Raw genomic sequence first — 21427 nt, forward strand, 5'->3', positions numbered from 1 at the left:
CCCATTTTTGGAGATAAAAATGTCTCAACAATTTGATCTTGTTGTAATTGGCGGCGGCCCTGGCGGCTATGAAGCGGCGATCCGCGCAGCGCAGCTGGGCTTTAAAGTAGCCTGCATTGAAAAACGCATTCATAAAGGCAAGCCGTCTTTAGGCGGCACTTGCTTGAACGTGGGCTGCATTCCATCTAAAGCGCTGCTGGATTCTTCCCACCGCTTTGAAGATACCGTTCATCACTTGGATGACCACGGCATTACGACTGGCGAAGTGAAGTTTGACCTTGCAAAACTGCTTGCGCGTAAAGACAAAATCGTTGACCAATTGACTGGCGGTATTGACCAGCTGCTGAAAGGCAACGGCATCGAGTGGCTGAAAGGCACAGGCAAACTGCTTGCAGGCAAAAAAGTTGAGTTTGTATCTCACGAAGGTGAAACTCAAGTTTTAGAGCCTAAATACGTGATTCTTGCGACAGGTTCTGTTCCTGTGAACATTCCTGTAGCTCCAGTGGATCAAGACATTATTGTTGACTCTACCGGCGCGCTGGAATTCCAGGAAGTGCCTAAGCGCCTTGGCGTAATCGGCGCGGGCGTAATCGGCCTTGAGCTGGGTTCAGTATGGCGCCGCCTGGGTGCTGAAGTTGTTGTATTTGAAGCAATGGACGCATTCCTGCCAATGGCTGATAAAGCTTTGGCGAAAGACTACCAAAAACTTTTGACTAAGCAAGGCCTGGATATCCGTGTTGGCGCTAAAGTTGCCGGCACAGAAGTTAACGGTTCTGAAGTGACTGTTAAATATACGCAAGGCGGCGAAGAAAAAACTCAAGCATTTGATAAGTTAATCGTTTGTGTAGGCCGCCGCGCGTATGCGGAAGGCTTGCTGGCGGATGACTGCGGCATCAAACTCACTGAACGCGGTTTAGTTGATGTGAACGATTGGTGTGCGACGTCTGTTGACGGCGTATATGCAATTGGCGACTTGGTTCGCGGCCCAATGCTTGCGCATAAAGCGATGGAAGAAGGCGTGATGGCTGTTGAGCGTATTCACGGTCATGCTGCTCAAGTGAACTATGACACCATCATTTCTGTGATTTACACACATCCAGAAGCGGCGTGGGTAGGTTTAACTGAAGAGCAAGCCAAAGAAAAAGGCCATGAAGTTAAAACGGGTCAATTCGGTTTTGCTGTCAATGGCCGCGCTTTAGCTGCCGGTGAAGGCGCTGGTTTCGTGAAGTTTGTTGCTGATGCGAAAACTGACCGTTTGCTGGGCATGCACGTGATTGGACCTGCTGCGTCTGACATTGTGCACCAAGGCATGATCGCGCTTGAGTTTGTATCTTCGGTTGAAGATCTGCAGCTGATGACCTTCGGTCACCCGACATTCTCAGAAGTGGTTCATGAAGCTGCGCTTGCAGTGGACGGCCGGGCGATTCACGCAATTCAGCGTAAGCGCAAGTAAGATGAAGAAAAGAGCGGCTTAGGCCGCTCTTTTTGCATTTGGTGGTTGTTTTTGCATGAATAATCATCTAAAAATAAAGAGAAGAAAGTTTTAAGAATTATTGGTGCTGGTGATAAGCATCAGCACATAACCTGCAATAACAAAGCGAAAAAACAGTAAAAAGGTAAACAATGAATCTACATGAATATCAAGCAAAAGCATTGTTGAAAAAGTATGGCATGCCTGTTCAGGAAGGCATTCTTGCATCCAATGCGGAAGAAGCCGTTCAAGCCTTTGAACAGCTGGGCGGCAAGTTCGCTGTGATGAAAGCGCAGGTGCATGCCGGCGGCCGAGGCAAAGCCGGCGGCGTAAAGGTGGTCAAAACCGCTCAGGAAGCCGCTGACTATGCCGGCAGCATTATTGGCACGCGCCTGGTGACTTATCAGACCGATGCCGGCGGCCAGCCGGTCAACAGCATTTTAGTCGCCGAAGATGTTTATCCTGTAGAGCGCGAGCTGTATTTAGGCGCAGTCGTTGACCGTTCCAGCCGGCGCGTGACCTTCATGGCATCAACCGAAGGCGGTGTGGAAATTGAAAAAGTCGCTGAAGAAACTCCGGAAAAAATTATTAAGGTGGAGGTCGATCCTCTGGTCGGGCTGCAGCCGTTTCAGGCGCGCGAAGTGGGCTTTGCCCTGAAGCTGAAAAATGAGCAGATTCCTCAATTTGTGAAGATCATGACGGCCGCTTATCAGGCCTTTATTGAAAATGATTTTGCGCTGTTTGAAATCAATCCGCTGTCGGTGCGCGAAAATGGCGAAATTCTGTGCGTAGACGCCAAAATTGGCATTGACTCGAATGCGCTGTACCGCCTGCCGGAAGTGGCTGCGCTGCGCGACAAGTCGCAGGAAAATGAGCGCGAGCTGAAAGCCTCTGAGCATGACCTGAACTATGTAGCACTGCAGGGCAATATCGGCTGCATGGTGAATGGCGCGGGCCTGGCCATGGCGACGATGGACATCATCAAGCTGTATGGCGGCCAGCCGGCCAACTTTCTGGATGTGGGCGGCGGTGCGACCAAGGAGCGCGTGATTGAAGCCTTTAAAATTATTCTGGCGGACAGTTCCGTGCAGGGCGTGCTGATTAATATTTTTGGCGGCATTGTGCGCTGCGACATGATTGCCGAAGCGATTATCGCCGCGGTTCAGGAAGTTCATGTAACAGTCCCCGTTGTTGTTCGCTTAGAGGGCAATAACGCTGAATTGGGTGCTAAGTTATTAGATGAATCGGGCCTGACTTTAATTTCCGCCAATGGCCTTGCCGATGCTGCGGAAAAAATTGTTGCTGCGGTAAAAGCTTAAGGAAGATCAAACATGAGCGTATTGGTTAATAAAGATACAAAAGTATTGGTGCAGGGCTTTACCGGCAAAAACGGCACATTCCATTCAGAGCAGTCCATCGCCTACGGCACCAAAGTGGTGGGCGGGGTAACGCCGGGCAAAGGCGGGCAAAGCCACCTGAATCTGCCGGTTTTCAATACGATGAAAGAGGCGGTGCGTGAAACAGGCGCAACCGCAACTTCTATTTATGTGCCGGCGCCTTTTGTGCTGGATTCGATTGTAGAAGCTGTGGATTCAGGTCTTGAACTGATTGTGGTGATTACCGAAGGCGTGCCGACATTGGATATGCTGAAAGCCAAGCGCTATCTTGAAACCAGCGGCAACGGTACGCGCCTGATCGGGCCAAACTGCCCAGGCATTATCACCCCGGGCGAATGCAAAATCGGCATTATGCCGGGGCATATTCATCAGCCGGGCAAAATCGGCATTATCTCGCGCTCCGGCACGCTGACTTATGAGGCGGTTGCGCAAACCACCAAGCTGGGCCTTGGCCAGTCAACCTGCATCGGCATTGGCGGTGACCCGATTCCGGGCATGAACCAGATTGACTGCTTAAAGCTCTTTCAGGAAGATCCGCAAACCGAAGCCATCATCATGATTGGCGAGATTGGCGGCACAGCGGAAGAAGAAGCGGCCGAGTACATTCAGGCGCATGTGACCAAGCCGGTGGTCGGCTATATTGCCGGCGTGACTGCGCCTAAAGGCAAGCGCATGGGACATGCCGGCGCAATCATTTCCGGCGGCAAAGGCACAGCGGAAGAAAAATTTGCGGCCTTTGAGCGCGCAGGCATGGCCTATACCCGCAGCCCGGCTGAACTGGGCTCGGCGATGCTGCAGGCGCTGCAGGAAAAAGGCCTGGCCTGAGTTTTTTGACAGAGTCAAAAAATGCTCCTGAAAACAGGGGCATTTTTTTATGCAATGCTGAAATTAGAAAAATTATTGCAAAAACGGCTAAACGATTGTTTACATAATTCATAGAAAGATCGGTTAAATTTAGAACAAAATGGGGCTATATTGAGAGTTAAGTCATATTCCGTGACTTTATAAAAATTACTTATTAATGCGAATAATCAATGGCTTATAAAACTTATTTATGCCGGTTATGTTTTTACTCGATTCTTTCCAGCTTTCCGTCAGTGGTACTTGCAGCCGAGTCAGTTGATCAGCAAAGAGAACAGGGCGTTGCAGACATTCAAGACGGAAAGGTGAATCAGGGCTTTAATCAATTAAAAACATTATTAGAGCAGGACCCGCAGAATCAAAAACTCATTGCAGACTATGTTGTGCTGCGTTACGCCAATGCAAAATTTACCGATTCAGATAAAGCCTATCTGGCGAATATTGACCCTGCCGCTTTTCCTGATTACGGCAAGGTCAGTGTCCTTAAGGCGCTGCGTGATTTAAAGCAGTATGACGCTGCGATTCAATGGGCCGAAAAATTCAGCATCGCGGATGCTTCCCCGCAGTGGATCCTGTGGCAGGGCGTGCTGCAGGCTGAAGCCGGGCAAAAGAACCGCGCGCGCGAAATACTTGAACAGGCGAATCTGCAGCCGCTGGATGCGGATTATCAGTCTAAACTGGCCTATGCTTACCGCCTGCTGGAGATGCCCGCAGATTCCCTGCATGCCGCGCAGCGCGCGGTGGAGGGAACGGAAAGCGTAGATGCGCAAGAGCAGTATGTTTTGGCGCTGATCATGAACAGTGACTATGCCAAAGCGCAGCAGTACATTCAGTTAAAGCAGCTGGATGCATCGCGCCCCACGCTGCGGCATGCCATGAAAATGCATGAGTTTTCAGAGCGCATTCAGCAGGGCATTCAGGCCTATAAAAACGCGCTGTCAATGAACCGGGGCGAGGAAGCATTTATCCTGCTTGACCGGGTGCTTGCAGACATGCAGGCTTATGAGGCGCAGCTGCCTGCAGACCCGTCTTTAAGGCAGCATTTTTATTATGAATACATCTTTGCGCTGAATGCGCGCAATGCATCGGAACAGGCGGTTGCGCAAATTGCCAAAACAGGCGTAAGCGCAATGGAAATGCCGGCTTATGTCAGGCATGCCTTGGCGGACAGCTATCTGAGAATGCGCCAGCCGAAAACCGCGGAGAAACTGTACAAGAGCCTGTTTTCAGAGAAAAACTATGCTGACTACAATGTTTATGCAGGCCTGTATTTCAGCTTGATTGAGCAGGAGAAATTTAAAGAAGCGGATCAGCTGCTTCTGGTCATGGACAAGCAGTTGCCGACCTTCAGGTACAGCAACGCCAAAGGCGTGGATAAAACGCCGCACGACGACCGCACCGAGCTGATCAGCCTGAAAGGCCTGAATTATGTGTACCGCAAGGAGCATGCCAAGGCGGAGCGCTACTTTAATGACGTTGTCGCCCAGGCGCCGGGAAACATCAGCTATCAGAATAATCTGTCGATTGTTCAGCGCTGGCGCGAAAAGCCGGAACTTTCGCAGCAGACGCTGGATCAATGGAACAGCGTTGAGCCGGTGGATCAGTCCAGCCAAATTGCCCGCATGCAGACTGCGCAGGCGCTTGGCCAGATTCAGTCATGGCGTCAGCAGACGGAATATCTGGTGCGCAGCGCCAGCGATGACACCGGCGTGCAGCAAAGCAAAAAAGCGCTGGATGACCGGCGCCATGCCACAATTCAGCACCGGAGCGCATATTCTGAAAGTAAGTCGGACAACGATGCATTGCTGGGCAGATTAAAAGGCTCCAAGGAGCAGGAAAGCGGGACGCGCCTGAGCAGCCCTTGGTTCAATGACAATTACCGCCTTTTTGCCGACCACAGCAACCGCTGGGCAGATTACGAGCAGGGAAAAATCAAGGATCAGCGCGTTGGCTTAGGGCTGGAGTGGGCGTCAAACCGCAGAACGGCCTCAGTCCTGCTGTCGCAAAGCACCGACGGCGACCGTTTTGGCGTGCAGCTGGACTGGTCGCACTGGCTGAATGACCACTGGAGCTATGCGCTGGGTTTTGACAGCCAGGCGGATATTCCCTTGCAGGCGCTGGCGCAGGGCCATGAAGGCGAGGCCTACACCATGAGCCTGAACTGGCAGGCCAATGAGTCGCGCAAAGCCGGCGCTGCCTACAAATTGACGGATATTAATGACGGCAACGCCCGTCAGGAATTTTCCGCATTCTTTAAGCAGCAGCTGCTTCAGGGGCCGCATTACATCACCAGCGCCGCGTTGCGCGGCGGCTATGAAAGAAATGATCTGGGCGAATATGCGCCTTATTTTAACCCGGACCACAGCTACAGCGCGGAAGCGGTGCTGGAGCATGACTGGATCACCTGGCGCAGCTATGACCGCCAGTTCAGCCAGCATTTTGAAGCCGCAGCGGGAACATTCAAGCAGCGCGGCTATTCCGGCAAGCCAATTTACAACCTGTATTACCAGCATGACTGGCAGCTGTCGCGCACATGGAAGCTGAACTACGGCATTGGCTGGGGGCAGCACTCTTATGACGGGGAGGATGAAAAAAGAACCTACGCCGTGCTTGGATTTGAGGGGCGCTTCTAATGAAAAAATTCAACAAAACACTGCTGCTGCATGCCTTGGCGCTCAGCCTGCTGGCGCCGAATATGCTGCATGCCGGAACTGTTCAGGTGCAGGCGGGCAAAAGCCCGCCGGCAATGTACATCCGCCAGCTGCGTGAAAATCAATTTATTACTTTAACCTTTCATGATGTGCGCGATGATGTGGCGAAACAGGGCGACCGTGATGTATATGCCATCAGCACGCAGAATCTGTCGCAGTTTTTTGCATGGATCCGGCGCGAAGGCTGGCAGCCGATCCGCCTGCAGGACGTTCTGCAGGCGCGGGATAAGCAGCGGAAGCTGCCTGAAAAAGCGCTGCTGCTGACCTTTGATGACGGCGCTGTCAGCAGCTACCGCCGCGTTTTTCCTTTGCTGAAGCAGTATCAGTTTCCTGCAGTTTTCGCTATTCCGACCAGCTGGATCAACGGCAATACCAAAGATGCCTATGAAGCCTATGGCGCAGGAAATTTGATGAGCTGGGATCAGATGCGCGAAATGCAGCAGTCCGGTTTGGCTGAGTTTGTGTCGCATTCAGACAACCTGCACCGCGGCATTCTGGCCAACCCGCAGCTGAATTTGGAGCCGGCTGCCATCACCCGCCAATATTATCCTGCCGAGAAGCATTATGAAAATAATGAAGAATATCAGGCGCGGATTGTTGCAGATTTGACCAAATCCAAGCAGGAGCTGGACCGGCAGCTGGGCATCAGCACGCTGGCGGTTTTCTGGCCCTATGGCGCAGTAACGCCGGAAACCGAGGCTTTGGCGCTGCAGGCCGGCATTCCCATGTCATTCAGCCTGGGCAATGTCGCCAGCCTTGCGGATTCAGAAACAACCTATCAGCGCGCGCTGATTATTGACAATCCAACACCTGAACAGATTCATCAGGACATGATTGAGTTTATTACCGAAGCGCGCCTGCCGCATAAGCAGCGCAAAAGTTTCCTGAATTTCAATCTGGCTGAACTGCAAAGCAGCGATGCCAAGGAGCTTGATCAAAAACTGGGGCAGCTGCTGGATCAAGTTACGGCATTCAAGAGCAATACCCTGCTGCTGCAAACTGTAATCGACAACAATGCGGATGGAAAAATTGACGCGGCGTTTTTTCCGAACGGGCAGCTGCCGCTGCAGCAGGACTTGCTGAACCGCACCGCCTGGCAGGCCAAAACCCGCATTTCAAACCGCGTCTATGCAGAGCTGCCGCTGAGCCTGGAGTTGCAGCAGGGCCTGAATCTGGCAGAGTTGACTGCAGACCTGGTGAGAAACAACAGTTCCATTGAAGGGCTGATGCTGGATAGCGGCAATACGCTGGACTGCGCGTTAAGCCAGGCCAGCTGGCCGGCGCCATGCGAGCAGCAGGTAAAACAGGTCATGGCCATTAAAGAGCGGAGCAAGGCGAAGGCGCTCTATCACGCCAATATCAGCAACGACTATCAAACCGCCTTAAAGATGCATTTGAAAGACAGTTCATTGGCGGGCCTAAAGCCGCTGATGACACAGGTATTAAAAACCTCGGACTTTCTGTACCTTGCGTTGAACCCCGTACAGCAGCCCGAAACCTTCAAGGCCTTAATGAAGCAGGTTCAGACACTGGATGCAGGGCAGAGGCAGCGCCTGATTGTCAGTCTGGATTTAATCCCGGATATGAATGCAAAAGACTGGAAGCGCTATAAGCAGGATTTTCAGGCGCTCAGAATTGCATCTATCCAGAAAATCGGAATTAATAATTACCGGCTGCCGGATGGTCAGCGCATTCAGCAAAATCTTTATCAAAGCTTAAGCATGAATGACAGTCCATTGACTTACCGCGACCCTTATCAGCAGGGATGGAGAAGGCAATGACACAATTTCTGCAAACATTGAGTTTTAATGACTTTTACTTCGGATTCGCTTTTCTGTACCCGCTGTTTATGGCATGGCTCTGGATTGCCGGCGGCGTTTGGTTCTATTTGAAGCGCGAATATAATCAGCCCGATTTGCCCAGGCCCAGCGGCCAAGGCTGCAGCATTATTGTGCCGTGCTTCAATGAGGAAGCGCAGCTGCACGAAACCATCCGCTTCGCCATGCAGAGCCAGTATCCTGAATTTGAAGTCATTGCGGTGAATGACGGCAGCAAAGACCGCACTGCAGAAATACTGGATCAGCTGGCGGAGCAGTACCCTAAACTGCGGGTGGTGCATCTGGCTGAAAATCAGGGCAAGGCCTATGCCCTCAGGGCAGGCGCCATGGTCAGCCGCTATGAATATCTGGTTTGCATTGACGGCGATGCCTTGCTGCACCCGCATTCAGTGCTGTGGATGATGCATCATCTGGTCAGCTTCCCGCGCGTCGGCGCAGTCACCGGCAACCCGCGCATTATGAACCGCTCCAGCATCTTGGGCAAAATCCAAGTCGGCGAGTTTTCTTCCATTATTGGGCTCATCAAGCGCGCGCAGCGCGCCTATGGGCGGATTTTTACCGTATCCGGCGCTATCGCTGGCTTCCGCAAAACGGCGCTGAACCGCATTGGCTACTGGCGTGATGACATGATTACTGAAGATATTGATGTGTCATGGCGCCTGCAGTTTGACCACTGGGATCTGCACTATGTGCCGCAGGCGCTGTGCTACATCTATATGCCGGAAACCTTCGGCGGGCTTTGGAAGCAGCGCCTGCGCTGGGCGCAGGGCGGCATTGAGGTGCTGTTTGCCTACATGCCTAAAATATTCAAATGGCCTTTAAGGCGCATGTGGCCCATCGCCTTTGAATCCATCATCAGTGTGCTTTGGGCATACGTCATGTTCGGCATTTTCGTGCTGTATTTCTATGGGCTGTTTTTCTCCCTGCCGGGCGAATGGGCCATTCAGTCGATGCTGCCGCAATGGTACGGCGTGATTTTAGGCGTCACCTGCTTAATTCAGTTCTTTGTCAGCCTGTGGATTGACAAGCCTTATGACAAAAACCGCATGCTGCGCAACTATTTCTGGGTCATTTGGTATCCGCTGTTTTTCTGGATTCTTGCCATGCTGACCACGGTTTTCGCCTTGCCGAAAACCATTTTAAAAACCCAAAAGCGTGCCCGCTGGGTCAGTCCAGACCGGGGTTTCAGAGGAGATGCAAACGATGAATCAGCTCGATAACTTTAAAATGCTCAGGGATGAGCCGCTGGAACTGCCCGAATATATTGACAAACCTGAGTATGTGCGCCGCAAGGGTGTAGGCTACGGCCTGATGGCGGTTGGCTGGCTGCTGTGGATGTGGCTGTTTGCGCCGCTGCTGACCGGGCTGCTTTGGTGGCTTGAGGGCCAAGTGGTATATGCGCAGGTGATGGGGCAGTCGCAGCCCATGACCAGCATATCGCTGATGAAGCTGAGTTTTGGCATTGGCGTGCTGATTGTTTGCTTGCTTGCCTGGGCCAGCTACAATTGGGCCAGGTTTCACAGGGCTGAACGGCGCCGGCCGCTGGATAATGCTACTGAAGAGGAACTGGCGCAGAGCTTTGCCGTAGAGCCCCGCGACATTGTGCAAATGCGCAGGGCCAAAAGCATTACCCTGCATTATTCAGATGAAGGGCTGCTGCAGAATTATGCGGTTAATCTGCCCCAGAAAATGCGCGCTTAAGCTGGCCTGCACCGGGGTGCGCATCGGCAAAATCATCAGGATAATAGCCGATATGCTGCACGCCGTGCTGCTCCAGCAGCTTCATGCTTTGCTGCAGTTCTTTATCCGGTATTTTCTTCTGCGTGATCCAGTCCACCGCCTGCAGTTCAAAAATAGTATGGCTCAAATTAGGGTCATATTTTTTTGCCTGCCGGATTAAGTCCAGATAAAACTGCCGGTGGTTTGCAGCCTTTTCCATATAGGGCATGGCCATAATCGCATTGTAGTCATAGTGCTGATACGTGCTGGCCGGGGATTGGCTGTACCATTTTTCGCTTTCCGGGGCCAGCAGCGCTTCGGCATACATATTGCGCGCAAACTGCAGGTTGGGCTGGCGCTGCCTGAGCATTTCACTGATGCCGGCGGCGAACTGATCCAGATAGGCGGTTTTATAGCGCGCGAATTTCAGCTGCTGCGGATGCTGCGGCTGGCGCAGCAGTTCCGCGCCGTTAAAGCCCCAGCTTTTATACACTTGCTGCGCCGCAGGGCTGTCATCTTCAAAATCGCTTAAGGTCACGTCGTCATGGTACAGAATGCCGTCGACCTGATTGCGCTGAATGAAATCTAAAAAAATCTCGGCTGCATACTGCATATTTTTCGGGTCAAAAGGCGAGATGCGGATATAGCCGTGGGTTTTTTTCTGGCTGTTCTGCACGTAGGTCAACCGGTATTTTTCCGGAAATTCCCAGGCGATCAAAGGCAGCCAGGCGTATACCGCCTTGACCTTAGTCTGTTGGCGGATTTGCTGCAGCACTTGATGAAATAAATCTTCCCTGACGGGAATATGGCGGTTTGGAAAGTACACCTGATCTGCCGAGCCGTTGGCGTCAGGGTCAGCAAAGGCCTGCAGGAAAACTGTATTGGGCTGAATGGCTTGAATGCGCTGAATCAGCGCCTGCAGGTTTTCCCGCTGCTGCGCTTTATCGGTGTCATAGACATAGTCCAGATCGATATGCATGATGCGCATGCGTTGCAGGTGCTGTTTGCCAAGGGCGTCAGGCATAGGCGCAGGCGCTGCATTGCGCTGCACCAGAGCCTGCACCGGATGGTTGCTGATCTGCACCGTATCGGCATGGGTGCTGCAGATGCTGATGAGGGCGCCCAGGCAGGACAGCAGCCCCAGGCGGTTTATTTTTCTAAAGGGTTTTGAAGGCATTTTTATTTTTCCTGTGGCAGTCCGGCATGCAATTTAATATAGCTGCAGCGCAGCGCGGTGGATAGCGCTGTTTGGTCAGGGAATTGTTGCTTTTTTGATCTATAAGTCTGCGGCTGGCGCAGTTTGGCGGCTGGCGCGGGGGAAGGGGAAAATGCGGCTCAGCAGCCGCATTTTCTATGATTCTGGGATGGCGTTCCGGGCATTAAGCTTTAGGCTTCAGGCTTTGCGTCATGCCGTTAATATCGCCGCCCTGAATGCCCAATTCGCTCATTAGGCTGTCAATCAAAGGCGCCTGAGAGCGGTAGCGCAAGGCGCTGTTGACCACTTGGTCGGACAGGGCCACCGCGCCGCCTTCATGCTGCGCATCGCTTTGGCAGGAAGCTGCGTGGCTGCCATGCAGGCCATTCACCTGCAGAATCTTGATGTCGTCAATATTTTCCATCGGCTTCACGCTTTCACGGATAATTTCCGGCAGGTATTTCAGCATGGCAAGGCGGATCTGCATTTCAATTTGCTCGGAAGACAGCACGTTGTTGGCTTCGTTGACGGCGCGCGTCCCTTCCGCATCAACCTGATACTGCTTTTCCATCGCCTGCGCCAGCAGGACTTTCGCATCCGCTTCGCCTTTGGCTTTCAGGCGGGCCTGTTCAGCTGACGCTTCGGCAGCAATGCGGACCGCTTCAGCATCATCGGCAGCTGCCTGCTTGCCGGCTTCGGCTGCTACCGTAATGGCAATTGCGTCTTTTTCAGCAGCCTGTTTGGCCGCCACCAGTTCAACGGCTTTCTGCCGTTCGGCGCGCTGGGTTTCCCGCACGGTAATCACTTCTTCTTCGGCTTTGACCGCTTCAGCGCGGGCGCGGTCGGCCTGCGCTTTGGCCTCAGACTCTTCGCGCGATTTCTCCGCAATGGCAATGGCGCGGATCTGTTCCGCCAGTTCAATGGTTTTTTTCTGCTCGACTTGCGCCTGCTCAATGATCTGGGATTTCTGAATGTTCTGATTTTCAACATCGCGGGCGGCGGTAATGCGCTTTAAATCCACTTCACGCTCGGCGGCGATGCGCGCTTCTTCCGCTTCGCGCTTTTTGCCGGCTTCCTGCGCTGCAATTTCAGCCAGCTGCTCTGCGCGGCGCACCGCAATTTCACGTTCCTGCTGCAGCTTGGCGTACTCTTCTTCACGCAGAATCTGCAGGCGCGCCTGTTCAGCTTGCAGATTTTTGGTTTTAATCGCCAGATCCGCATCCTGCTCAATTTCGTTGCGCTTGCGCCGGCGGTCTTCAATGGTTTCCGTCAGCTTGGTCAGGCCTTCGGCATCGAAGGCATTTTGCGGGTTGAAGTATTTGAAGCCGGTCTGATCCAGGCCGGTTAAAGACACAGTTTCCAGCTCCAGGCCGTTTTTGTGCAGGTCTTCAGAAACCACCTGCTGCACTTTCTGCACAAAGTCGACGCGCTTTTCGTGCAGCTCCTCCATCGCCATTTCAGCCGCCACTGCGCGCAGCGAATCGACAAACTTGCCTTCGACCAGATTTTTCAGTTCATTCGGCGACATGGTTTTTTGCCCCAGCGTTTGCGCCGCCGTAGCGATTGACTCGGCCAAAGGTTTGACGCGCACATAGAATTCCGCCATCACATCCACCCGCATGCGGTCGCGGGTAATCAGCGCCTGATCATCCGCACGGCGGACTTCTAAGCGCAGGGTATTCATGTTGACTGGGATAATTTCATGCAGCACCGGCAGCACAATGGCGCCGCCGCCTAAAATCACTTTTTCACCGCCAAAGCCGGTGCGGACAAAGGAAATTTCCTTGCTGGAGCGGCGGTATAAGCGGGCAAGAATAAAGCCGATAAAAATCAGGGCAGCGAAGATCACGCCGGCCGTGGCCAAAAGGCCGCTTGGAATAAGGTTTAACATGCAGCTGATTCTCTATAGTTGTATTTAAAGTCAAAACGGAATTTTATAAAGGCAGGCAGGCCTGAAAGCCAATTTTAGTTTTTTGGGTCAGCACCACAGACTGGCCCTGCAGAAAGGTTTCATCCATTTCGGGCTCGACCAGAACATAATGCAGCTGGCCATGCTGATCGCGCACCTTGGCTTGCGCCGGCGAATTCGGCTTTGCTTCGCCTAAGACAATGACCGCTGTGCGCCCAATCAGCTCTTCACTGTAAATCGCCGCGGTTTCATCTTGAGGCAGAATTCTGGCGATCAGCTGCGCGCTGCCGCGGACTAAAGGCATGCACAGAAACAGGCAGGCAGGGGAAATGATCCAGACATTCAGCAGCGAACCGGTCAGCTGCTGCGCAGCGCCTTGAATAATCAGCCCGCTCAGCCCATAAACCGTTAAAAATATAATCAGCCAGACAAAAAGCGGCACGCGGCCTAAATACAGCCAATCCAGCGCTTTGCTCAGCAGGCTGTGGTCGGCGTCGATGCCGATGTCCGCCTGATGTCCGGCGCCATCCGGCAGAAACTGATCCAGCAGGCCTTGCGAGCCGCCGCCAATCAGCATCAGCGCCATTTCAAAAATGCCGAACAGGAACATCAGGCAGAGGCTGATGCTGAATACAATATTGGAAGGGTGCGTCAACAATTCCCACATTATATTTATCTCTATCTTATGATTATAAATAATTGGAAAAATTAAGTTTCTGGCTGAAATTTCCCCCTCAGCTGAAGATAGCATTTAATGTAGCCGGTGTGTATGCAAAATACCGCAAAAATCTTCATGAAGAGCTGAATAAATATCACAGTAAATTGATTGAAAATGAATTGGCGCTCAGATTTTTCCGGCTTGCGCGGCTGCGCTTATTAAAGCAAGGCGCTTTGCATGCGGACTTTCATGCCCAGAGCCTGCTGCAGGATGAATGCTTTTATCCACTGCGCCGGCTGGCCCGCCGGGCTGATTTTCAGCGCGCTGTGCAGAAAAGCCAGTTCAGGGATATGAAACAGCTGCTGCGCAATCGCGTCTTCCAGTTCGGAGGCATTGGCCATCAGGGGCATGCTGACGCTGTAAAACCCTTTAGGACAGTTGTAGAATGCGTACAGCAGGTTAAACGCGCGCTGCTCGCCCTTTAAATGGCCGGCGCCAATTTCAAGGCCGCGGTCCTGATTGCTGTGAGTCACGCCAAGCATAAACCGCCATTGGCCGTCTGCAAGATGCAGCCCGAACTGCAGGCCAATCTGGTCGGAACTCAGCCCGTGCTGCGCAAAATTATTCAGCGCGGAACCGTCTTCATTCAGGGCCTGCTGCAGCGCCAGCACGGTGCTGCCATGCTGGTAAATAAAGCCGGCAAGGCGGGCCTGTTCCAGGCGGGATTTCATTGTTTCAATTGTAAAGCGGCGGTAAGGCATGGTCTGAAAGCCTATGGAAGAAACTGCGCATACCATAGGCCTTATGCGCCGCCGTGAACAGCGCCGGCTTAGAGCATTTAACGATGGCCTTATTGTAAACAGCTTTAACTGAATGGCTGTCAAGGCTGCAGGGCAGGCGGAGCAGATTGGACTCAAGGCCTTGATTAATTATCTTTTATAAGCAATATCAAAAAACCTCTATATGACGAATTTGCATATAAATATAATAAAACAAGCAATAGTAGAGATAACTAAATCACTATAATGAATATAAATTTTCAAAAGTGTCATAAGTACACGTTTTTTCTAAGCTGGTGTTATTCATGTCGTTAAATGAGGAAAGACTTACTCATCTTAAACAGCTGGAAGCTGAGAGTATTCATATTATCCGTGAAGTTGCTGCCGAATTTGAAAATCCGGTCATGCTCTATTCAATCGGCAAAGATTCCGCAGTAATGCTGCATCTTGCAATGAAAGCGTTTTATCCCGCCAAACTTCCATTCCCGCTGCTGCATGTAGATACGGGCTGGAAATTTAAAGACATGATTGCGTTCCGCGACAACATGGCGAAACAGCATGGCTTTGATTTGATCGTGCATCAGAATAAAGAAGGCGTTGAAGCTGGAATCAACCCTTTTGACCACGGCAGTTCAAAATATACCGACATCATGAAAACCCAAGGCTTAAAGCAGGCTTTGGATAAATACAAATTTGACGCTGCGTTTGGCGGCGCGCGCCGCGATGAAGAAAAATCGCGCGCTAAAGAGCGGGTATATTCATTCCGCGACTCCAAGCACCGCTGGGACCCGAAAAACCAGCGCCCTGAACTTTGGAACCTTTACAACGGCAAAGTGAACAAGGGCGAAAGCATCCGCGTGTTCCCATTATCCAACTGGACTGAGCTGGATATCTGGCAATACATTTACCTGGAAAGCATTCCATTGGTTCCATTGTATCTGGCGGCCGAGCGCCCTGTCGTGGAACGCAGCGGCACGCTGATTATGGTGGATGATGAGCGCATGCCTTTAAAAGAAGGCGAAGTGCCGCAAATGAAATCGGTGCGTTTCCGCACTTTAGGCTGCTATCCGCTGACCGGCGCAGTCGAATCAACGGCCAACACCTTGCCGGAAATCATTCAGGAGATGCTGCTGGCGACCAGCTCAGAGCGTCAGGGCCGGATGATTGACCATGATGAGGCAGGCTCGATGGAAAAGAAAAAGCAGGAAGGCTATTTCTAATTAATCTCCCCCTAACCCCCTCTTTGTGAAAGAGGGGGATTAAATCCTCCTTTTTAAAGCGGGATTTAGGGAGATTAAAAACCGGTTTCTAAAGAATTTGTGGAGTTTGAGCGATGTCTCATCAATCAGAATTAATCAGCCAGGATATCTTGGCGTATTTAAAACAGCATGAAAATAAAGACCTTTTGCGCTTCCTGACCTGCGGCAACGTGGATGACGGCAAAAGCACCTTAATTGGCCGCCTGCTGTATGATTCAAAATTGATCTATGAGGATCAATTGCAGGCGGTGACCCGCGATTCTAAAAAAGTCGGCACCACCGGCGATGCGCCGGACTTGGCGCTGCTGGTTGACGGCCTGCAGGCGGAGCGCGAGCAGGGCATTACCATTGATGTGGCTTACCGCTATTTCTCAACGGAAAAGCGCAAGTTCATCATTGCCGATACCCCGGGGCATGAGCAGTACACGCGCAATATGGCGACCGGCGCCTCCACCTGCGACCTGGCGATTATCCTGATTGACGCGCGTTACGGCGTGCAGACCCAGACCCGCCGCCATACCTATATCGCCAGCCTGCTGGGCATTAAGAACATTATTGTCGCCATCAACAAAATGGACTTGGTGGAATTCTCTGAAACGCGTTTCAATGAGATTCAGGCGGAATATGCGGACTTCGTCAGCCAGCTGGGCGAGCGCAAGCCAAGCAACATCATCTTTACGCCAATTTCCGCCTTGAACGGCGACAACGTGGTGAATAAATCCGCCAATACGCCTTGGTACACCGGCGAAACCCTGATGGGCACGCTGGAGTCTGTTGAAATTAACCGAGATACCGAAAAGCATGATTTCCGCTTCCCGGTGCAGTATGTCAACCGCCCGAACCTTGACTTCCGCGGCTTCTGCGGCACCATTGCGCTGGGCGCAGTCAATGTAGGCGACAAAGTTGTGGCCCTGCCTTCCGGCAAGTCTTCGACGGTTAAGGAAATTGTCACTTTTGACGGCAATCTTGAGCATGCATTTGCCGGCCAGGCGGTGACATTAACGCTCAATGATGAGATTGACGTGTCGCGCGGCAATATGCTGGTCCGCGCAGATCAGGGTGTTCCTCCAATTTCGCGCTCGGTGAAAGCGACTGTGGTGTGGATGGCGGATCAGCCGCTGGCGCTGGGCAAGCTGTATAACATTAAAATTGGCACGCAGACTGTTCCCGCTAAAGTGACCGGAATCAACTACCGCACCAATGTAAACACGCTTGAGCAAATGCAGGTGGATCATCTGGATTTGAATGCGATTGCCAATGTGACGGTTGAATTTGATGCGCCGGTGGTGTTTGACCGCTATCAGGACAGCCGCTATACCGGCTCATTTATCTTCATTGACCGCTTGAACAACGTCACCATTGGCGCGGGCATGGTGGAAGAGTCTGTTGAATGGACAGCGCACAGCAATCCGGTAACCGCAGAAGACCGGGCGGCGCGCTTAGGCCAGAAGCCTGCGTCTATCGCTGTTTCAGCAAAAGCGCTGGAAAATGCGCAGGCGCTGGAAAGCTTATTGCTTCAGCAAGGTATTGTTGCGATTGCTAAAGCGGATTTAGATGCTGCGCAAGCCGCATTGCTTCGTGAAACAGGTATTGCAGTGATTACGTCTGTGGCTGAAGGTGCAGATGTCGCGTTTACGCAAGATGCTGTTGAAGAGCTTGCTGAAAAAATTGTGGAATTGGTCCGCCTGTAATCGGTTGGATTGATTAAGGAAAGCCCGCGACAGCGGGCTTTCTTATTGCTGTAAAAAAAGCATGCGGCCAAAAATTAAGCGCTTAAATAATGATAGACAGTTCATGTAAATAATTTTTCTCTGTACAATCGGGCTGCGGAGGGGGATTTATGAAAAAATTATTATTTTTAATGGGTTTATGTTTATCTTTTGGTGCAGAGGCGAAACAGGGCGCTGAAAATACCGCAGCGGTTAAGCGGAAAATCATTCAGCAGTCGATTGAGCGCTATCCGGGGAATTGCCCTTGCCCATACAATACCGCGCGCAACGGCAGCCGCTGCGGCAAGCGCAGCGCGTATAACCGCGCGGGCGGCTATGCGCCGCTGTGCTATCCTGAAGATGTCAGTGAGCGGATGGTCAGGGAGTATAAAGGGCGCGGTTAATGTATCCGCCCTTATTCGGGCGGAATGCCAAAGGCTTAAAATCTGCATTTCACTTAAAAAAGATCCTGTGTTTGCAGCATAAGATATTCCCTTAAATCCTTTGGATAGCCTTCAATCAATGCGAGGAACATATCCTTGCGGCCTTGATATAAAGCGCGGGCGGCTTCCTCATAATTCGGCATATTGCCCAGCATGGCGGACATAAAGCGGTCAGCCGCCTGCTTCGCCAGCATGATATTGCTTTCAGAGGCCGGGTTATTCAGTTCCTTATCAATTAATTTGCGGATTACTGCCGAGGCGCTCGCACTCTGCAAATCCAGCCAATCCCAATGCTTCTGCTGCAAGGTAATTTCACGCGAAATCACGCCTAATTTAGGGCGGCCAACTTTCTTGGCGGCTTCAGGCGCAGCATAGCGCTGCTGAATATCAGTTTCAGAGCCTGAAATATTTACATCAATCTGCTGGCCGGTTTGATCGTTAAAAATAAGAACCGCCGCTGAGTGATCTGCTTGATTTTTCAGCGCCAAAGCCACATTCAGCAGAGAGCCGGTCAGCAGGCGTTTATCGCCGGCAAAGGCGCTATAGGTGTGTTCAGTGTTCATATAAAAATGTTCTATATATTTTGTCCGGGTAAAATTATATTACCCGGGTAAAATTAAAAAATCAAACAGAAAATGATCAGCTCAGCATCATTTCATCACTGATCTGTGCTCAAATAGGCTTGATAAGCATAAAAAACAATCAATTGGGGCAGGTTTTGCATGTGCTGTGCGGCTGGCCTCTGTAAAAATAATAAAAGGAAAATTCAAATGCCGGATCTTATCCTGACAACGTTTGACTGGGTTCCGGAACCGCCAAGAGGCTATGTGCGGGATCTCCGCGTGCGCTGGGCGCTGGAAGAGGCCGGATTGCCCTACACAGTGCAAAGCACGCCTTTTAAAAACCGCGGTGCTGAACATTTTGCGCATCAGCCTTTTGGGCAGGTGCCGTGGCTGACAGACGGCGGCATCTCAATTTTTGAGAGCGGAGCCATCCTGCTTTATATCGGCGGGTTCAGTGAGAAATTGCTGCCGCTGGATCCCCGCGGCCGCAGCGACATCATTCAATGGATATTTGCAGCGCTGAACTCCGTGGAAATGGCGAGCCTGCCTTTGTCATTTTACCGCTTTACCCATGACACCGCAGAAACGCCGGAAAAGAAACTGATGGATGCATTCCTGCGCGCGCGCTTGCAGCATATGGAAACGGTGCTGGCAGGGCGTGAATGGCTGGCTGGGGCTTTCTCAATTGCAGATATTCTTATGGCGGATGTGCTGCGCTTGGCAGACCGCTTTGGCGGCTTGGCGGACTTTCCCGCTTGCCACGCTTACGCCGCCCGGCGTTTCAAAAAGCCTATGCGGATAAGATGGCGCATTTCGCCGCTGCGGATGAGGCGCTTAATCAGGCATGAACCGGCGGAAATCTGCTTTAATAAGCTATGCCATCCATAATGCGCCGCATTTCCGCCAGGCTTTTAACGCCTGCAATCCTTTTTATAATCGCGCCATTGCGGAAAATCAGGGTGGAAGGCAAGCCGTAAACGTTATAGCGCAAAGTCAGAATCGGCGACTGGTCAATATTCACCTTGCCGAATTTAATTCCGGGATTCGCCTGCGCATAATGTTCTGCCAGTTGTTCAAATACTGGGAAATTCTGCACGCAGGGCGCGCACCAGCCGGCATAAAAGCGGATGATGGCCAGGCCCTCATGCCATTCAAAGCTGCTGTAATTATCTTCATTGTATTCAATGATGGCTGACATGGCTTTTCCTGAAAATCCTGCGCATTAATCCTGCCGCCAAGTCATGGCAAGTTCTGCATGACCGGTATTTTTATCAATGCCTTGGCTGTTAATGCTGAAGCCGTGCTTCTGATAAAAGCCTACCGAAGCGCTGTTTTCAGCATAAACGCTTAAGTGCAGTTCACGGCACTGCTGCTTTAAAAAATTGATCAGGGCGGAACCGCAGCCATGGCCCTGCTGCTCCGGCGCAATAAACAGCGCAGCCAGAAATGAATCGGGCTGCAGCAGCGAGGCAAAGCCTGTGATCGCATTATTTTCTTCGATCACATAATTTTCAGCCAAAGGCAGGTAAGTGTCCCGCATGTTAATCAGCTGGCTTTGCCAGAAGGATGCGGGAATGAAATCGTGCGTTTGAATGGAGGCTGCCAGCCATATCTGCAGTATGGCCTGTGTGTCATCTATTTCGGCTTTCCGGATAATCGCCATGCTGTATTAATATCAATTTGCTGAAGAGTAAAGTGATTATACATAAGTCCACTGTTCTTCATTCTATGCAAAGTTTATGTTCCAATACATGAAACTTGAAAATGAATGAATCTATCAGGAAGGAATTATGTCGCAGGCAGTCATGCAGCAAGTCATTATTACAGAACCGGGCGGAGTGGATAAGCTGGCCTATGAAAGCGTGGCTGTGCCTGCGCCTAAAGCCGATGAAGTTTTGGTGAAAGTGCATGCTTTCGGCATTAACCGTCCGGATATTCTGCAGCGCCAGGGCCTGTATCCCATGCCGAAAGGCGTAACCCCGGTTCCGGGACTGGAAGTGGCGGGCGAAGTGGTTGCCGCCGGCAGTGATGTCACAAAATTCAAAGCCGGCGATAAAGTCTGCGGCTTAACCAATGGCGGCGGCTATGCGGAATACTGCGCCGTGCCTGAAAGCCAGACCTTGAGCATTCCTGCGGGCGTCAGTTTTGCGCAGGCGGCGGCCATTCCGGAAACCTTCTTTACCGTATGGGCAAACGTGTTCCAAATGGGCAAGGCCAAAGCCGGCGAAACCGTATTGGTGCATGGCGGCGGCAGCGGCATCGGCACCACAGCGCTGATGCTGTGCAAGTCCTTGGGCATTAAAACCTTTGCTACGGTGGGCACGGATGAAAAAGTGCAGGCGATTGCGGGCTTAACCGACGCCATCAACTATAAAACGCAGGATTTTGAGCAAGTCATTAATGAAAAAACGGATAATGGCGGCGTAGATGTGATTTTAGATATGGTCGGCGCGCCGTATCTGGAAAAGAACCTTAACCTGCTGCGCCGTGACGGCCGTCTGGTGTATATCGCATTTTTGGGCGGGGCGAAAGCCAAAGAGGTAAAGCTCGGTCAGATCATGATGAAGCGCCTGACCATTACCGGTTCAACCATGCGCGCGCGCAATACTGCAGAAAAAGCTGAAATCGCGCAGGGCCTGCAGGAGCATGTTACGCCGCTGTGGGCAAAAGGCGAATGCCTGCCGATGATCTATAAAACGTTTAAGTTTGATCAGATTCAGGATGCGCATGCCTGCATGGATACCGGCGAGCATGTGGGGAAAGTGGTGGTGGAGGTGATTGCTTAATTCCGCCGGAAGCCTTTTTATTAAGCCAGTTCATTGAACTGGCTTTTTTATTTATGGCGGGTGCTTTTGAGGAATATAGCTAAATTCTAAAGTCTGTATGACGCATAATTGCCTATAAAAGATGATTGC

19 protein-coding genes are annotated in these 21427 nt (G+C 51.7%); 12 read left to right on the plus strand and 7 right to left on the minus strand.

Annotated elements, in window-relative coordinates:
- The first annotated feature begins 19 nt into the window (after positions 1-19).
- From lpdA to pgaD, 7 genes are all read left to right on the plus strand, one after another.
- Entirely contained in the window at positions 20-1453 is a 1434-nt protein-coding gene (gene lpdA / locus RSA72_RS08455; protein WP_332633018.1) for a dihydrolipoyl dehydrogenase, read from the plus strand.
- Positions 1454-1623: 170 nt separating this feature from the next.
- A complete protein-coding gene (gene sucC, locus RSA72_RS08460; protein WP_332622552.1) occupies positions 1624-2790 on the plus strand; it encodes an ADP-forming succinate--CoA ligase subunit beta in 1167 nt (388 codons plus the stop codon).
- A 12-nt stretch (positions 2791-2802) separates the two neighbouring features.
- Complete coding sequence (gene sucD / locus RSA72_RS08465; protein WP_332622553.1) at positions 2803-3693, plus strand: succinate--CoA ligase subunit alpha; 891 nt, start codon at positions 2803-2805, stop codon at positions 3691-3693.
- 209 nt (positions 3694-3902) lie between these two features.
- Positions 3903-6362: a poly-beta-1,6 N-acetyl-D-glucosamine export porin PgaA gene (gene pgaA, locus RSA72_RS08470; RefSeq protein ID WP_332622554.1), complete on the plus strand. Its 2460-nt coding sequence runs from the start codon at positions 3903-3905 to the stop codon at positions 6360-6362.
- Positions 6362-8221: a poly-beta-1,6-N-acetyl-D-glucosamine N-deacetylase PgaB gene (gene pgaB / locus RSA72_RS08475; RefSeq protein ID WP_332622555.1), complete on the plus strand. Its 1860-nt coding sequence runs from the start codon at positions 6362-6364 to the stop codon at positions 8219-8221. The genes pgaA and pgaB (RSA72_RS08475) overlap by 1 nt, the downstream gene beginning before the upstream one ends.
- A complete protein-coding gene (pgaC, locus tag RSA72_RS08480; protein WP_332622557.1) occupies positions 8218-9498 on the plus strand; it encodes a poly-beta-1,6-N-acetyl-D-glucosamine synthase in 1281 nt (426 codons plus the stop codon). Before pgaB (RSA72_RS08475) ends, pgaC begins: the two co-directional genes overlap by 4 nt.
- Positions 9482-9979, plus strand: a complete 498-nt coding sequence (gene pgaD, locus RSA72_RS08485; RefSeq protein ID WP_332622559.1) for a poly-beta-1,6-N-acetyl-D-glucosamine biosynthesis protein PgaD — start codon at positions 9482-9484, stop codon at positions 9977-9979. The genes pgaC and pgaD overlap by 17 nt, the downstream gene beginning before the upstream one ends.
- On the opposite strand, the gene pgaB (RSA72_RS08490) is transcribed toward pgaD, so the two are convergent.
- The 4 genes from pgaB (RSA72_RS08490) to RSA72_RS08505 all read right to left on the minus strand — a co-directional run bounded on the left by pgaB (RSA72_RS08490) (position 9951) and on the right by RSA72_RS08505 (position 14520).
- Complete coding sequence (gene pgaB / locus RSA72_RS08490; protein WP_332622561.1) at positions 9951-11174, minus strand: poly-beta-1,6-N-acetyl-D-glucosamine N-deacetylase PgaB; 1224 nt, start codon at positions 11172-11174, stop codon at positions 9951-9953. The two genes, pgaD and pgaB (RSA72_RS08490), sit on opposite strands and share 29 nt — an antisense overlap.
- A gap of 202 nt (positions 11175-11376) precedes the next feature.
- Positions 11377-13083 (minus strand): flotillin family protein, encoded by a 1707-nt coding sequence (locus RSA72_RS08495; protein WP_332622563.1) that lies wholly within the window; start codon positions 13081-13083, stop codon positions 11377-11379.
- Positions 13084-13126: 43 nt separating this feature from the next.
- Complete coding sequence (locus tag RSA72_RS08500; RefSeq protein WP_332622565.1) at positions 13127-13768, minus strand: YqiJ family protein; 642 nt, start codon at positions 13766-13768, stop codon at positions 13127-13129.
- Positions 13769-13977: 209 nt separating this feature from the next.
- Positions 13978-14520, minus strand: coding sequence for a hypothetical protein (locus RSA72_RS08505; protein ID WP_332622567.1), 543 nt, complete (start codon positions 14518-14520; stop codon positions 13978-13980).
- Between the two features lie 323 nt (positions 14521-14843).
- Here RSA72_RS08505 and cysD point away from each other — a divergent pair, with 323 nt between their 5' ends.
- From cysD to RSA72_RS08520, 3 genes are all read left to right on the plus strand, one after another.
- A complete protein-coding gene (gene cysD, locus RSA72_RS08510; protein WP_068907447.1) occupies positions 14844-15758 on the plus strand; it encodes a sulfate adenylyltransferase subunit CysD in 915 nt (304 codons plus the stop codon).
- Positions 15759-15871: 113 nt separating this feature from the next.
- A complete protein-coding gene (gene cysN, locus RSA72_RS08515) occupies positions 15872-17488 on the plus strand; it encodes a sulfate adenylyltransferase subunit CysN (RefSeq protein ID WP_332633020.1) in 1617 nt (538 codons plus the stop codon).
- A 149-nt stretch (positions 17489-17637) separates the two neighbouring features.
- A complete protein-coding gene (locus tag RSA72_RS08520; RefSeq protein ID WP_332624163.1) occupies positions 17638-17910 on the plus strand; it encodes a hypothetical protein in 273 nt (90 codons plus the stop codon).
- A 53-nt stretch (positions 17911-17963) separates the two neighbouring features.
- Here the strand turns inward: RSA72_RS08520 and RSA72_RS08525 are convergent, their stop codons facing one another.
- Positions 17964-18512, minus strand: a complete 549-nt coding sequence (locus RSA72_RS08525; protein WP_332624164.1) for a DUF2239 family protein — start codon at positions 18510-18512, stop codon at positions 17964-17966.
- A 207-nt stretch (positions 18513-18719) separates the two neighbouring features.
- Between RSA72_RS08525 and RSA72_RS08530 the strand changes: the two genes are divergently transcribed.
- Positions 18720-19400 carry a glutathione S-transferase family protein gene (locus tag RSA72_RS08530; protein WP_332624165.1) on the plus strand — a complete coding sequence of 227 codons (681 nt, stop codon included), beginning with the start codon at positions 18720-18722 and terminating at the stop codon, positions 19398-19400.
- On the opposite strand, the gene RSA72_RS08535 is transcribed toward RSA72_RS08530, so the two are convergent.
- Positions 19378-19710, minus strand: a complete 333-nt coding sequence (locus tag RSA72_RS08535) for a thioredoxin family protein (RefSeq protein ID WP_332624166.1) — start codon at positions 19708-19710, stop codon at positions 19378-19380. The genes RSA72_RS08530 and RSA72_RS08535 overlap by 23 nt on opposite strands.
- A gap of 24 nt (positions 19711-19734) precedes the next feature.
- Entirely contained in the window at positions 19735-20175 is a 441-nt protein-coding gene (locus tag RSA72_RS08540) for an N-acetyltransferase (RefSeq protein ID WP_332624167.1), read from the minus strand.
- 127 nt (positions 20176-20302) lie between these two features.
- On the opposite strand from RSA72_RS08540, the gene RSA72_RS08545 reads away from it, so the two are divergent.
- A complete protein-coding gene (locus RSA72_RS08545; RefSeq protein WP_332624168.1) occupies positions 20303-21298 on the plus strand; it encodes an NAD(P)H-quinone oxidoreductase in 996 nt (331 codons plus the stop codon).
- The last annotated feature ends 129 nt before the right edge of the window (positions 21299-21427 follow it).

The organism is Acinetobacter sp. (genome assembly GCF_036659555.1).
Taxonomy (GTDB): Bacteria; Pseudomonadota; Gammaproteobacteria; order Pseudomonadales; family Moraxellaceae; genus Acinetobacter.